Annotated in this window: 14 protein-coding genes; 8 read left to right on the top strand and 6 right to left on the bottom strand. The window is 43.6% G+C overall.

Annotated elements, in window-relative coordinates:
* Both VIM91_RS00290 and VIM91_RS00295 read right to left on the bottom strand, forming a co-directional pair.
* Positions 1-309: PAS domain-containing protein (locus VIM91_RS00290; RefSeq protein ID WP_331862844.1), on the bottom strand; the 309-nt coding region annotated here is incomplete at its 3' end.
* The gene (locus tag VIM91_RS00295; protein ID WP_331862845.1) at positions 306-980 is read right to left on the bottom strand and encodes a metal-dependent transcriptional regulator; all 675 of its coding nucleotides are present in this window, start codon (positions 978-980) and stop codon (positions 306-308) included. The genes VIM91_RS00295 and VIM91_RS00290, both read right to left, overlap by 4 nt.
* A gap of 261 nt (positions 981-1241) precedes the next feature.
* Between VIM91_RS00295 and VIM91_RS00300 the strand changes: the two genes are divergently transcribed.
* From VIM91_RS00300 to VIM91_RS00315, 4 genes are read left to right on the top strand one after another with little or no spacing between them, the layout of a single operon-like run.
* Complete coding sequence (locus VIM91_RS00300; RefSeq protein WP_331862846.1) at positions 1242-2132, top strand: metal ABC transporter solute-binding protein, Zn/Mn family; 891 nt, start codon at positions 1242-1244, stop codon at positions 2130-2132.
* Positions 2129-2884 carry a metal ABC transporter ATP-binding protein gene (locus VIM91_RS00305; RefSeq protein WP_331862847.1) on the top strand — a complete coding sequence of 252 codons (756 nt, stop codon included), beginning with the start codon at positions 2129-2131 and terminating at the stop codon, positions 2882-2884. The genes VIM91_RS00300 and VIM91_RS00305 overlap by 4 nt, the downstream gene beginning before the upstream one ends.
* Positions 2884-3732, top strand: a complete 849-nt coding sequence (locus tag VIM91_RS00310) for a metal ABC transporter permease (RefSeq protein WP_331862848.1) — start codon at positions 2884-2886, stop codon at positions 3730-3732. Before VIM91_RS00305 ends, VIM91_RS00310 begins: the two co-directional genes overlap by 1 nt.
* The gene (locus tag VIM91_RS00315) at positions 3725-4594 is read left to right on the top strand and encodes a metal ABC transporter permease (RefSeq protein WP_331862849.1); all 870 of its coding nucleotides are present in this window, start codon (positions 3725-3727) and stop codon (positions 4592-4594) included. Before VIM91_RS00310 ends, VIM91_RS00315 begins: the two co-directional genes overlap by 8 nt.
* Before the next feature lie 7 nt (positions 4595-4601).
* Here VIM91_RS00315 and VIM91_RS00320 read toward each other — a convergent pair whose 3' ends face one another.
* Positions 4602-4850, bottom strand: coding sequence for a hypothetical protein (locus VIM91_RS00320; RefSeq protein WP_331862850.1), 249 nt, complete (start codon positions 4848-4850; stop codon positions 4602-4604).
* 62 nt (positions 4851-4912) lie between these two features.
* Between VIM91_RS00320 and VIM91_RS00325 the strand changes: the two genes are divergently transcribed.
* The 4 genes from VIM91_RS00325 (at position 4913) to VIM91_RS00340 (ending at position 7790) form a co-directional block, all read left to right on the top strand.
* Positions 4913-5680, top strand: coding sequence for a hypothetical protein (locus VIM91_RS00325; protein ID WP_331862851.1), 768 nt, complete (start codon positions 4913-4915; stop codon positions 5678-5680).
* 254 nt (positions 5681-5934) lie between these two features.
* A complete protein-coding gene (locus VIM91_RS00330) occupies positions 5935-6519 on the top strand; it encodes an RNA polymerase sigma factor (RefSeq protein ID WP_331862852.1) in 585 nt (194 codons plus the stop codon).
* Positions 6516-7199, top strand: coding sequence for a hypothetical protein (locus tag VIM91_RS00335; protein WP_331862853.1), 684 nt, complete (start codon positions 6516-6518; stop codon positions 7197-7199). Before VIM91_RS00330 ends, VIM91_RS00335 begins: the two co-directional genes overlap by 4 nt.
* Positions 7200-7340: 141 nt before the next feature.
* Complete coding sequence (locus tag VIM91_RS00340; protein ID WP_331862854.1) at positions 7341-7790, top strand: DsrE family protein; 450 nt, start codon at positions 7341-7343, stop codon at positions 7788-7790.
* A 156-nt stretch (positions 7791-7946) separates the two neighbouring features.
* Here the strand turns inward: VIM91_RS00340 and VIM91_RS00345 are convergent, their stop codons facing one another.
* The 3 genes from VIM91_RS00345 to VIM91_RS00355 are packed head-to-tail and all read right to left on the bottom strand — an operon-like array spanning position 7947 to position 13680.
* Positions 7947-11066, bottom strand: coding sequence for a CusA/CzcA family heavy metal efflux RND transporter (locus tag VIM91_RS00345; RefSeq protein WP_331862855.1), 3120 nt, complete (start codon positions 11064-11066; stop codon positions 7947-7949).
* A gap of 11 nt (positions 11067-11077) precedes the next feature.
* The gene (locus VIM91_RS00350) at positions 11078-12334 is read right to left on the bottom strand and encodes an efflux RND transporter periplasmic adaptor subunit (protein WP_331862856.1); all 1257 of its coding nucleotides are present in this window, start codon (positions 12332-12334) and stop codon (positions 11078-11080) included.
* A 17-nt stretch (positions 12335-12351) separates the two neighbouring features.
* Positions 12352-13680, bottom strand: a complete 1329-nt coding sequence (locus tag VIM91_RS00355) for a TolC family protein (RefSeq protein ID WP_331862857.1) — start codon at positions 13678-13680, stop codon at positions 12352-12354.
* Between the last annotated feature and the right edge of the window lie 16 nt (positions 13681-13696).

Below are 13696 nucleotides of genomic sequence, written 5' to 3' on the forward strand. Positions count from 1 at the left end.
GCCGTCTTGACCGTTATGTTCGTAGTTTGAAAAAGTACAACTAATACGGATGCGCTGTAAATCAGGAAGTTGAACTTGATATTCGTGAATCGTTAAACGTTGTTCACCAAAACTCGTTAAATCATCCACCAGGCCTGGTAGCAAGACTTTCCAAGGCACACCGACAATTCGCTTGGTACTGACCTGTAATAATTCAGCCGCGGCAATATTCATATAACCGACCTTCTGCTGGTGATCGACCCAAATCACGGCGGTAGCCAAACCATCTAGCAATTCATCCCAGGCGCTCTTCTCGGCTAGATCTTTCATGTAACATCACCTGTTTCAACTAATAAAGCACTCGCTAACCGATAATCGAGTGCATGCAAACACTCATTGACTTCGATCATTAACGGACCGTTAAATGGTGCTTTAGATTTGATGCGTACTTCTACACCCATGGTTAAGCCGATAGAAGACAAATAACGTAATTCATCTGGTGAGCGATTTTTAATTCTGGATAAACGCACTTGGGCACCTTCTGAAAACTCACTCAAAGGCAACCAGTTTTGGGGCAAAATTAGGCCATCTTGGTCAGGAATAGGCGAGCCGTGCGGATCATGTGAAGGTCGGCCTAACGCATCCCACATCGCATCCACTAACTTGTCGCTGACGGCATGCTCCAGCACTTCGGCTTCCGCATCGACTTCGTCCCACGAATAATCCAAACGTTCAACTAAATATTGCTCAATCACTCGATGACGTCGAATCATTTGCAAGGCTAACTGACGCCCGCTTTCAGTTAAAGACACACCGTAATAAGGTTCGTAGGCAACATAACCTTGCTCAGACAGTTTTTTAATCATGTTAGAAACCGAGGCTTGCGCCACGCCTAAACGACTTGCCAGTGCAGAGGTATGCACCCCCTTGTCTTTAATACTTAAGTCTTCGAGTTTATAAATACATTTTAGATAATCTTCTATCGCCTTGGACGCCGACATACCATTCCTTATAACAGCTTAAACAAGTCACAAACTCCCATTTTGCCCCATAAAAAGGCAAAAATCTGCTTTTTAGTGCATTGGAATTTGATTTTACCCAATTTTTGATTCAAAAACCGCACTAAAAATCGATTTTGCTAAGCTCAGTAGCCATAGATTATTTTTTAATATGCGCATTATTTACAAACTCAAGACTGGATTTTTGATTAAGTTTAGCCTAGACTAAACTTTTGATTAGCACACTCAACACAACGTGGATAAATGAATAACTTATTAAAACTCACAACACTAGCGATCACACTCAGCTTTGCATCGGCCTTAATGGCGAAGCCAAAGGTGGTGACCACTACCAATATTGTGCTGGACTTAGTTCAACAAATTGGTGGTGACCAAATTGAAACCACCAGCTTAATGGGGGTTGGCATAGATCCACACTATTACAAAGCGACATTTGGCGACATGCGCAAACTCGCCCACGCCGACTTAGTATTTTATAATGGGCTGGGTTTAGAAGGCCGCATGCAATCGGTGTTAGAAAACCTTGCCTCACTCAAACCCGTGATTCCAGTATCGCGCTTCCTAAACAAGGACGATCTGATCCATGAAGAAGGTGTGATTGATCCGCACATTTGGTTAAACGTCACCCTCTGGATACAAGCCGCTAAAGGTGTGCAAGCCACCTTAACTGAACATCTTCCCGAACAAGCCGATTATTTCTCAAAACGTGCAGAAGCTTATATTCAAGAACTAGATGACTTACATCGCTGGATTGGCAAGCAAATTATGGCCATTCCACAAAACCAACGCATTCTCATTACCGCCCACGATGCCTTTAACTATTATGGTATTAGTTACGGCTTAGATGTCATGGGCTTACAAGGCATTAACACCACGGTAGAGTTTGGTTTAAATGATTTGCGCTTACTCAAAGAGGTGATTAAACAACGTCAAGTAAAAGCGGTATTTATGGAACCAAGTGTACCAAAACGTTCGATTGAATCACTGATTGCAGGCGTCAAAGCTGAAGGAGGTCAGCTCACCTTAGGGGGCGAGTTGTTATCCGACACCCTAGGCGATCGTAAACACGGCACTGACACCTATATTGGCATGCTTCGCCACAATACCAATACGATTGTAAAGGCTTTGAAATGAACGCATTAAGCACGCAAAACCTAACCTTAGGTTATCAAACCAGCAAGGTGTTGCAAGAAATCAATCTTAGGTTACCTCAATCTCAAGCTACCGCCATTATCGGCCCTAATGGTGCCGGTAAATCCACCTTATTAAAAGGCTTGATGAATTTATTGCCACACATGTCGGGAAAGGTTGAGTTTTTCGGTCAACCACTCAAAAAACAATATCACAATATTGCTTATGTTCCACAACGTGAAGAAGTCGATTGGGATTTTCCGATTTGCGTATTGGATGTGGTTCTAATGGGGCGACATGGCCGACTTAAATTTTGGCAACGCCCCACTAAACAAGACCAAGAGTTAGCACAGCAAAGTCTTGAAAAGGTCGGCATGCAGGCCTTTGCACAACGTCAAATCAGCCAGCTATCCGGCGGCCAGCAACAACGTGTTTTTATCGCCCGTGCCCTCGCCCAGCAAGCCAAACTCTATTTGATGGATGAGCCTTTTGCCGGTGTTGACATGGCGACTGAAAAAGCGATTGTTGCGTTATTCAAACAACTTAAAGAAAACCAGCAAACCTTGATATGTGTGCATCACGATCTTAATACTCTACAAGATTATTTCGACTGGGTGATTATGATCAACGCAGGTCTCGTGGCTTATGGTCCAATTAATGAAGTATTAACTTTAGATAATTTAAATAAAACCTACGACGGTCGTTTGCCTATCTTGCAAAACCTTGACCTCGCCAAACCAGCGGGGACAAATTAATGCTGGCTTTTTGGCAAGATGCCAACCTAGTTTGGGTATTAACCGGCACTCTATTACTCAGTGTCAGTGCCGCAGTAGTAGGTGGGTTTGCGGTATTACGTCAACGCGCTTTAATTGGGGATGTGCTAGCACACGCGGCCTTGCCTGGCATTATGGTGGCGTTTATTTTATTTGAAAGCAAAGCACCAGGCCTGGTGCTTGTTTCAGCACTACTTTCAAGTTTACTCGCTTATTACCTTATTAGCTGGATCACAAGGGTTAGCAAAATCAAAGGCGATGCCGCGATGGCGATCGTTTTATCGCTATTCTTCTCCATCGGCATGATGGCATTATCCTATATCCAAACGCTCGACCTACCTAATAAAGCGGGTCTAGACCGTTTATTATTTGGTCAAGCCGCCGCCATCACTCAACAAGATGTCGTTTGGTTAAGTTGGGTGGCGATTATTTCACTCTGTTTTATTGCGCTCGTGTTTCACAAGTTACGATTAATGAGCTTTGACCCGCAATATGCTCAAACTTTGGGACTAAACTTAAAAGCTTACGAATTGAGCTTTGCCTTAGTGCTTGTATTAACCGTTGTGATCGGCTTGCAAATTGTGGGCGTGGTATTAATGGCGGCCGCCTTACTTATCCCGATTACAATTGCGCGTTTCTGGTCACAATCTTTAAGGACGCTTTTAATCATCGCGGCGATTTTGAGTGTAATGAGCGCGGGCATCAGCACGCAGATTTCTTTTATGGTTCCTCACATGCCCACCGGCCCCTGGATTGTACTGATCCTTGGTTTGTTATTTGGCTTGTCCTGGTTAGCTGCCCCTTGGGTTCGAGGCCAACGCCATGTATGAATTTTGGATTTTCATTACGGCGAGTTTAATTGCCACCTCTTGTGCATTAGTTGGCAGCCTGCTGATTTTACGCCGCATGTCGATGCTAGGTGACGCGATTAGTCATTCGGTCTTATTAGGAATTGTATTGGTCTATCTGTTATTTGGCCAAACCAATATACTCTGGTTACTGAGTGGAGCCGTATTGATTGGGCTTTTAACGGCTTGGTTAAGTGAATGGGTTCATCAAAAAGCGGCAGTGCCATCCGATGCCAGCCTGGGATTGGTATTCACCTGGTTATTTGCCTTAGCGATCGTTTTAATTGCTGTTTATGCCGACAATGTGCATTTGGACCATGACCATGTGCTATTTGGCGAGATGGCCTTTATTCCCTTTAATAATCTGCAAGCTTTTGAGATTAACTGGGGACCCAAAGCTTTTTGGTTATCGCTGAGCGTGTTATTGATTAACTTATTGGTGATTGGAATGGCATTCGAACGCTTTAAACTCAGCAGCTTTCACCCATTGCTCGCCACCACTTTAGGTATAAGCGCCGCATTTTGGCATTATGTACTAATGAGTTTAGTCTCGATTACCGCAGTAGCATCATTTGATGCCGTCGGTTCTATCCTGGTGGTGGCGCTACTGGTGATACCGGCCAGCACGGCTTATTTATTTGCTAATAGCCTATCAAAAATGTTGCTTTATGCGGTTCTATTCGCGCAAACCTCTGTATTGATTGGACTGGGCTTAGCCGCCTGGCTCGATAGTGCAATCTCCGCCTCAATGGGCGTAGCGGCCGGACTGATCCTAATCATCAGCCTAATGGTTAAACGCATCCAGCAAGCACGAGAAGCGAGCCGACTAGCATCCCAAGCTTAATGCCACTTTAATCCAGCATTAAGCTGCGAACGGTATCTGCATCTGGAAAGGCAAATCCATACATCACTGCAAACAATAATAAAAATACTGTTCGGGTTGGTCCGCTAAAACGAATCACGGGGTGTGAGAGAATAATAAAACCCAAAGCGCTCACAACCGATCCCCAAGCCAATAAAGTTAAGGCTAAAAACAAGCCCACCGCGCCTAAGCCCATCGCATAGTAATGCCAAGTAAACGGGATGCGTTCTTTGTCCATTGCGTCTCCATCTGATCCTTATTAAACTAGTCAACCATTGTAAAACATTAGGAGTGGGTCACATGAATAAAAGTGTCGTTGTCGTCGGTTTAGGCGAGTTAGGGAGCGTATTTGCTCGTGGTTGTTTAAAATTAGGTTACAGCGTCACCCCAGTGACTCGCCACAATTCAATGGCGGAACTGGTTAACCACATCAACCCCGAGGCCGTCATCATCGCAGTTGGCGAAGCGGACATTCACACCTTACTAGCCGAAGTGCCGGACGCCTGGCAAGACTGCCTAGTGCTTATTCAAAACGAGCTTTTACCTCGCGACTGGCAAGCGCATGCCATCGAAAACCCAACCGTTATTTCAGTTTGGTTTGAAAAAAAGAAAGGCATGGACAGCAAGGTAGTCATGCCCTCTCCCATTTATGGCCCCAAAGCGCGCTTAATTTTCGACGCGCTAGCCCAACTTGACTTGCCTAGCTATATTGTCGATTCACCCGATGAACTCGAATATGAGTTGGTGCGTAAAAACCTGTATATCTTGACGACGAACATCGCTGGGTTAGAAGCTGGTGGCGACGTTCAACAACTTGAAACCCAACACCCTGACTTGATGCAAGCCGTAGCAAATGATGTATTAGATATTCAAGACTGGCTGACCCATCAAAAACAAGATCGAAAACGTTTAATGCAAGGTTTATCAGAAGCCTTTGCTGGCGATCCTCAACACAAATGCATGGGGCGCTCAGCACCCGCTCGTCTAGCGCGTGCATTAGGTTTTGCCAGTGAAGCCGGCATTAAGGCTGACAAACTACATTCGATAGCAAAGACCCACCTAAACTAATCCAACTTTAAAGCTTTTCATTTTTAGAAACGAGGAGTACCAGGCCTGGTACTCCTCGTTTTTTATCTCTTAACTTTAAATGAATAATTTCATAAAGTTTATTTAATCCCAATTATTCATTTTTATTAAAGTTAATACCACCCTAAATAAAACTTATAAATATTTAACCTTATATTCTAAAACTCTAATGTGCTTGAAAACTATTTAAAATAGGCGTTAAATCAGCAACGAATTCACTTATTGGTTAGAAAAACATGAAAGTTATAAAAACCATCAAACGCTGGGTAAAGCCAACCCCACAAACCAGTCTGTTTAATGAACGACTACATGATAATTACACCAACTTATACCGTTTGGCCTACTCCTGGGCACAACAGAAACCGCTTGCTCAAGACCTAGTGCAAGAGACCATGCTTAAAGCGATTGAAAAAAATTATCAACTCAAACAGCTGGATGACATGACACCTTGGCTGTGCAAAATCATGCACAATCTCTATATGGATAAATTGCGCTATGACCACAAATGGCTATTTGTAGAAGAAACCGAAATCGACAATCAGCTTGCCAGCCCTTCTTCCGAAGACAGCTGTATTGAAGAACAAACCCACTCAAAAATTCATCTAGCCATTTCGCAATTAAGTGCCGGACAACGCGAAATTATTACTCTAGTCGACTTACAAGGCTTGAGTTATCAACAAACTTCCGAAATACTAGACGTACCCATTGGTACAATCATGTCGCGGCTTTCGCGCGCTCGTAACCAACTTAAACAACTATTGAAAGAAGAGCAATCCGTTTCCGGTGCTAATAATGTGGTCTATCTGGAGGCCCAAAAATGAATCATCCTTTTACTCTTTATCAAATTCATGCCTATATCGATGGCGAACTGTCGGCTGACGAAGCGGTGGCATTTGAACAAAAACTCGCCGCTAATCCGGCCTTGAAAGCCGAACTGTGCGAATTGACACACAATAAACGTCAATTGCATCAATATTACACCCGCATTACCCCACCCAAGCAAAACTTGCCTAAACTTAAATCCCTCCAATCATTCAGCCGTATGGCCGCTTCGATAATATTAGGCGCTTTTTTGGGCTCGGCTTCTCTATACAGTTATCAAATCATCACACATCAGGGGGCGGCTCCATCTTTTGTACAATCCCACTCAGCCGACTCCAATTTTGTTGTGCATCTAGATACTAACCAACCCGATAAATTAGCCGCGACACTTGAAAAAGCACGCTATTTGCTTGATAGCCAGCCATCCGCTAACGTCCAGATTGTAACCAACCATGAAGGTATTCAACTTTTTGACGCCTCACAAGCCAGCTCGCAACAAATTATGCAGTTACTCACACAATACGACAATTTGCATTTAATGGCTTGCCAACGCACCGTAGAGCGTTTGAAAAAACAAGGTGAAAAGTTTGAACTCCTCCAAAAAGTACGCACCGACTCGCCAGCGGTAGATGAAGTCGTCGCTAAAATGAAGCAAGGTTGGACCTATATTAAAATTTAATAATATAGCTATATATTTTTAATTAATAGACTGATAAAAAACTAAGATGGAATAAAAATGGAATAAACGCGTTATTTATATGAGAAGCAAAGAAACCTTGGTTTCTAAAAATAATTAAATATAAATAATGAGGTTATTCAGATGAAAACATTACAAACCATTTTCTCCATCACATTGGCAAGCTTATTGGCTTTGACATCTACCCAAACTTTAGCGGCAGACAGTAAATACAGTGAGCAAAAAGTCATTTACCACGTTAATTATGATGATGTTAAAAGACAGGGTGGCGCGCTCCGCAACATTCAAAACCATATCAATAGTGTAGGAGCAGAGAGAGTCGATATTAAAGTGGTTATGCACGGCAATGGCGTAGAGTTATTAAGACACGCAAAAACCAACCCAGCTTTACAAGCCAGTATTGATAATTTGAAGTCTCAAGGCGTCGACTTTAACGTGTGTGCTAATACTTTAAGAGGCAAAAAAATTGCTCTAAATGAGTTGCATGATGCCCAAGAAAGCGACATCGTACCTTCTGGTGTCGCCGAGCTAGCTCACTTACAGCAACAAGGTTATGTTTACTTAAGACCTTAATCCTTCAGATTAATTGTTAGATTGGTTATAAACCAACTTATATAGACTTCGATCATTTATCCTTAGATCTTTGTTTATAGACGAGTTTTATACCGCGTGTTTCTATGAATCACGCGGTTTTTTTATGTGTCACCACCAGGCCTGGTGGTGTGCAGGTTATTCCGAACTATTTGGCTGACGATGACGATAAACCAACTTATATAGAATGGGCAATACAAACAAAGTCAAAATCGTCGAAGAGATAATGCCTCCAATTACAACGGTTGCAAGCGGGCGCTGAACTTCCGCACCTGTGCCGATATTAAGTGCCATTGGCACAAAACCTAAGCTGGCCACTAATGCGGTCATCATGACTGGACGCAGTCTCAACAACGCACCCTCAATCACCGAGTTTAATAAGTCACCGGTTTGCTGCCAAAGTTTGCGAATAAAGCTCAACATCACCAAGCCATTTAGTACCGCAATCCCAGATAATGCAATAAATCCAACCATCGCTGAAATAGAAATCGGCATATCTCTGAACCATAAAGCCAATACACCACCTGTTAAAGCTAAGGGCACACCAGTAAAGACAATGCCTGCATCTCTAACCGAGTTTAATGCCATCACCAACAAACCGAATACCAAAGCTAGTGTGATAGGCACGACAATCATCAAACGTGTTTGCGCTGATAGCATTTGTTCAAACGTGCCACCATAGTCTAGCCAATAACCCGCAGGAAGATTCACATCACGTGCAATACGTTCTTGCGCTTGTTGAACAAAACTGCCCAAATCAGTACCTCGAATATTTGCCGTAATAACCACTCTACGTTTACCGTTTTCACGGCTGATTTGATTGGGTGAAGTGGTAAGAACTAAACTAGCCACCTCTGACAAAGGTACATAACCGCCTAATGGCAACTCAATCGGCCAATCAGCCAACCCTTGGATATCCGTTCTAAGTTTTTCTGGCAAACGCACTACGATCTCAAAACGGCGATCACCTTCAAACAGGTCACCTACTACCTGACCACCAATAGCGGCTGATATGACATCTTGCAGCTGACTAATATTTAAACCATATCGAGACAAAGCTGAACGGTCTGGTTCGATCGATAACATCGGCAGACCTGTTACCTGCTCTACGGCCACATCCTGTGCCCCTTCAAGTCGACTTACCACTTGTTTGATCGATTCAGCCGAAGCCAGTAATTGATCCATATCGTCGCCAAACACCTTGATGCCCAGATCAGCACGCACACCCGATATCAACTCGTTAAAACGCATTTGAATCGGCTGAGTGAACTCATAATTATTTCCTGGTAAGGTCTCAACCACTGCTTGAATCTGTGCGACCAGTTCCTCCATCGGTAAGTCCGGATCAGGCCACTGCTCGCGTGGTTTCATCATAATAAAGTTATCAGCGACACTTGGTGGCATAGGATCAGTAGCCACTTCGGGTGTCCCTATTTTGGCAACAATCTTATCCACTTGAGGGAAAGCTTTAATTTTTTCTTCGAGCAAAAACTGCATATCAATCGCTTGCTCCAAACCGGTTCCCGGTATACGCAATGCGTGCAAGGCCACATCACCTTCTTGCAAATTAGGCACAAACTCTGAACCCAAGGTTTGAGCAAGCCAACCGGATACCACCACCATGGATATCGCAGCCGATAATACCCACCAACGAAACTTAAGCGCCCCAACCAATAAGGGTCGATACACCCGCTTAGTTTGAGCAATAATAGGGCTTTCTTTTTCAGTAATTTTGCCATTTAAGAATATCGCTATCGCCGCTGGTACGACTGTAAGTGATAAAAACAATGCGCCTAACAATGCCATGACAACCGTGGCGGCCATAGGTTCGAACATTTTTCCTTCGACACCACTTAGTGAAAATAATGGAATATAAACCACCGTGATGATCAAAATACCAAACAAACTCGGTCGAATTACTTCATTTGTGGCGCTAAACACCACCTTCAGTCGATCAGCTAGTTCCAATACTCCCTGCTGTTTTTGTGCCTGAGCTAAACGCCGAATCGAATTTTCTACAATTATGACGGCACCATCTACGATCAAGCCAAAATCTAATGCTCCCAAACTCATCAAATTCGCGGATACACCCGCTTCAACCATACCGGTAATTGTGATCAACATCGCTAATGGAATAACTGCCGCTGTAATCAATGCGGCTCGAATATTACCTAACAATAAAAACAGCACCACTATCACCAACAAAGCGCCTTCAATCAGATTTTTCTGCACCGTTTCAATCGCTTTATCCACCAGAATAGTCCGGTTGTATACGGCCTCAGCTGTCACTCCTGGCGGTAAAGACGTTTGGATGGCTTGTAATTTTTCGGCCACCGCATTGGCCACTTCGCGCGAATTTTCGCCAACCAACATCATGGCCGTACCCATTACGGTTTCTTGGCCGTTACGTGTGGCCGCACCTGTTCTAAGTTCTTTACCAATCGATACTTCGGCGATATCAGACACTCGAACTGGCGTCGATCCGAGTTGCTTAACTATCACCTGCTCAATATCTAACAAACTCTCTAGCTGACCGGGTGAGCGCACCAAAAACTGTTGCCCTTGTTTTTCAATATAGCCCGCACCCAAGTTACGATTATTTAACTTCAAAGCCTGTTGAAGGTCTTGGAAAGTCACCTGAAATTGACGCATCTTAAGTGGATCGGGGGTAACATGGTATTGCTTATTAAAACCACCAATTGAATTGATTTCAGTGACCCCTGGCACTTTGGCCAGCTGCGGTTTAATAATCCAATCTTGAATTTCACGCAAATCCATTGTGTTATAAGGCTCTCCGTTTGGTTTTAACTGGCCGGGTTCAGCCTCTACCGTGTACATAAAAATTTCGCCTAAACCCGTCGCAATCGGCCCCATTTTAGGATCTAAACCAGTAGGCAATTGACTTTTAATGGCCACCAAGCGTTCGTTAATCAGGTTGCGGGCAAAATATAAATCCGTACCTTCTTCAAACACCACCGTCACTTGTGACAAACCATAACGTGATAATGAACGCGTATAATCGAGTTTTGGCAACCCGGCTAATTCATTTTCAATCAAATAAGTAATACGCTGCTCAGCTTCAAGTGGCGAATAACCAGGGGCTTCTGTGTTAATTTGAACTTGTACATTGGTAATGTCTGGTACCGCATCTATGGGCAGCTTTTGGTAACTCCATACACCAATACCAATAATGATCAACACCAGAGACATCATCAACCAACGACGGTCGATGGCATTTTTTATAATTGTTTCTAACATACTGTCACCCCTTAGTGATCGTGTGATGCGCCGGATTTTTCAATGTCGGCTTTTATTAAATAACTTTGGTTAACCACATACTCATCACCGACATTTAACCCTGACAACACTTCACTAAACTGCGCATCACTCTCACCTAAGTCCAAAGGTCGAATTTCATATTCATCGCCCACTTTAATAAACACCACTATCCAATCCCGAAAAGACTGCAAAGCACGATTATCGACTCTTAACCCGACCGCTGTTTCACCTACATTCACTTGAGCGTTTAACCACATACCAGGCATCCATTGTTGATTAGGGTTATCCACCACCACTCGAGCAAGCCGAAATGGTTCAGACAGACTACCGGGTAATATAGAATCAATCTTAGCTTCGACCACTTGATCAGCTAGCATCAAGCGAACCTTTTGACCGACTTTAATCAAGCCATGTTGTGTGGGGAAAACTCGCATTTGCGCCCAAAGCGAAGCGTAATTTTCAATCACAAATAAATCCTGATCTCTGGCTTGTTCACCCACGTTGGCATGACGTTGCACAATCGTGCCAGACATGGGCGCTTTAATTTGATAACGCTGTAAACTTTGATTTGACTCTACTTCAGCTAATACTTGACCTTTTTTAACCGTTTCACCTACGCTGGCTTTCACTTGAGTCAATACACCGGCAAACCGAGCCTGAACCTTGACTTGATTGTCCGGATTCATCACAAGTTGGCCATATAAAGTTTGATTATGCTGGATAGCACCCGCCCCTGCTTTGGTTGTCGTGACACCGATTTGTTGCGCCAATTCATCATTAATTTGAGTACGTCCCTCATGAGAGGCATAACGCCATTCATACCACTGATCATCGATTGATAAACGCACGGTTACATCAAATGAATGTGGCTCAAACACCTCGAGATTGCCAAGCCAATAGTCTCCTTGGTGACTAAACCGATGCACATCCGATGGCCCACCTAACCGATCAAGCGTTACCCTGAGCGCAATGCGATCTGATGCTATCGGCTTGCCTTCTAAATCCGTTACCCAAGCTCGAAACTCTGGTGGCACACCCCGTTCAAAAATAGCTAATTCAAGGCGCACTTGATCTGTATAAAATAACCGACCATTATTTGGCCCCTTTTCAACCATCTCTTCATGAGATTCAACCCCATGATCATGACCTCCAGAGGCAAAACTAAGCGATGAAACTAAGCCAAATAACAATGCCAAACCCAACGCAACGCTGGTTGCAGTAAAGCCTTTTAAACAATATGTTTTCATTTTAAAACACCCTAAATTCATAAATTTTTAATACGATCTGAACCATCCAATAAAGGTTCAGCTGTCAGTTGTTCGATCTCAACACCATAAGTCAGCGCACCACTGGACGCCTCAATCAAATGGCGTTTAGCGTTGAGTAATTCTTGACGCGACGTGATGTAATCTAAATAGCTATAGCGTCCACCTAAATAAGCGGCTTCCATTTCGCTCATCACCGTCTGTAATTCGGGGATAAGCTGAGTTCGTAAACGTTCAGCGGTTAAGATGGCCTGTTGACGATTTTGATAAGTTTGATAAAGCTGACGGTGAAAACGCAGCCAAGTCTGCTGTTTTTTAAGCGGTATGCTATGCTGTTCGGCCTCAATTGCCTGCACACGCCCTTGGTTGCGCTTAACCGAATATAATGGAACGCTAAGTTGCATTCGCAAATCCGAGTCACCACTCATCTGACTTTGCCTAATACCTAAAGACCAATCAATATCCAAATTGGACTCGGCTTGCGCTAAACGCAACTCAGACTGTTTTAAGCGTTCTTGACTGGCAAACAATTGAATTTCTGGGTTATTTTCTAGTTTTTCAAAAAACACTTCGAAGGCTGGGTCACGACCCAATTCATATAAATTACCTGACACACGTTCAAAACTTAAACTTTGCTCACCCCAGGTTTCAGCTAACGCCATTTGAGCAATTTTCAAATTGGTTTCATGTTGCGACAATTCTAGTTCGGCTTGGATTTGGTCTGCCTTCGCTCTACGAGCTTCCAGGCTTGACACAGCCCCAGTGGCCACCCGTTTTGAGAGTGTTTGATGAGCCGACTGTGCTAACTCAAGGCGTTCTTGCGCCAGCTTAAAGTGCTCCTGGGCCCGCAAAACCTCAATATAACGACGGGTAACCTGACCAATTAAGTCCAATGCTTGCCACTGTTTTTGCAAGGCCAAATCAGCTTGAACATTTCGGACCAGCTGTTGTCGGGCATCCACTTTCTGTCCCAGCTCAAAACGTGATGAAATGGACACAAGGGCTTCTAAATTATCAAAACCACTAGACTGGCCTGTTCCAGCAAATCGATCCAGCTCTAAACCTAACTGATAAGCGGGTTTTAAACTGGCAGTTTCAAGCTGAGCTTCAAGTGATTGATTTTTAAAACGATAAATTTTTAAAGCGGGATTTAAATCCAAGGCTTTTTGTAAAGCCTGATCTAAATTCAAGGTGGTACCCGATGCCCAACTCGTGGAAACACCTGCACACAAAGTACAGAACAATAAGCTTGCAAAAACCCGGTTTATGGCTTGAAGCCAAGGACGAATCACAACCGTTTTTTGTTGCGGTATGGATAAAACTTTCATGCAAATACACCTAGTA

Source organism: Thiomicrospira sp., assembly GCF_036568485.1.
Classification (GTDB): domain Bacteria; phylum Pseudomonadota; class Gammaproteobacteria; order Thiomicrospirales; family Thiomicrospiraceae; genus Thiomicrospira.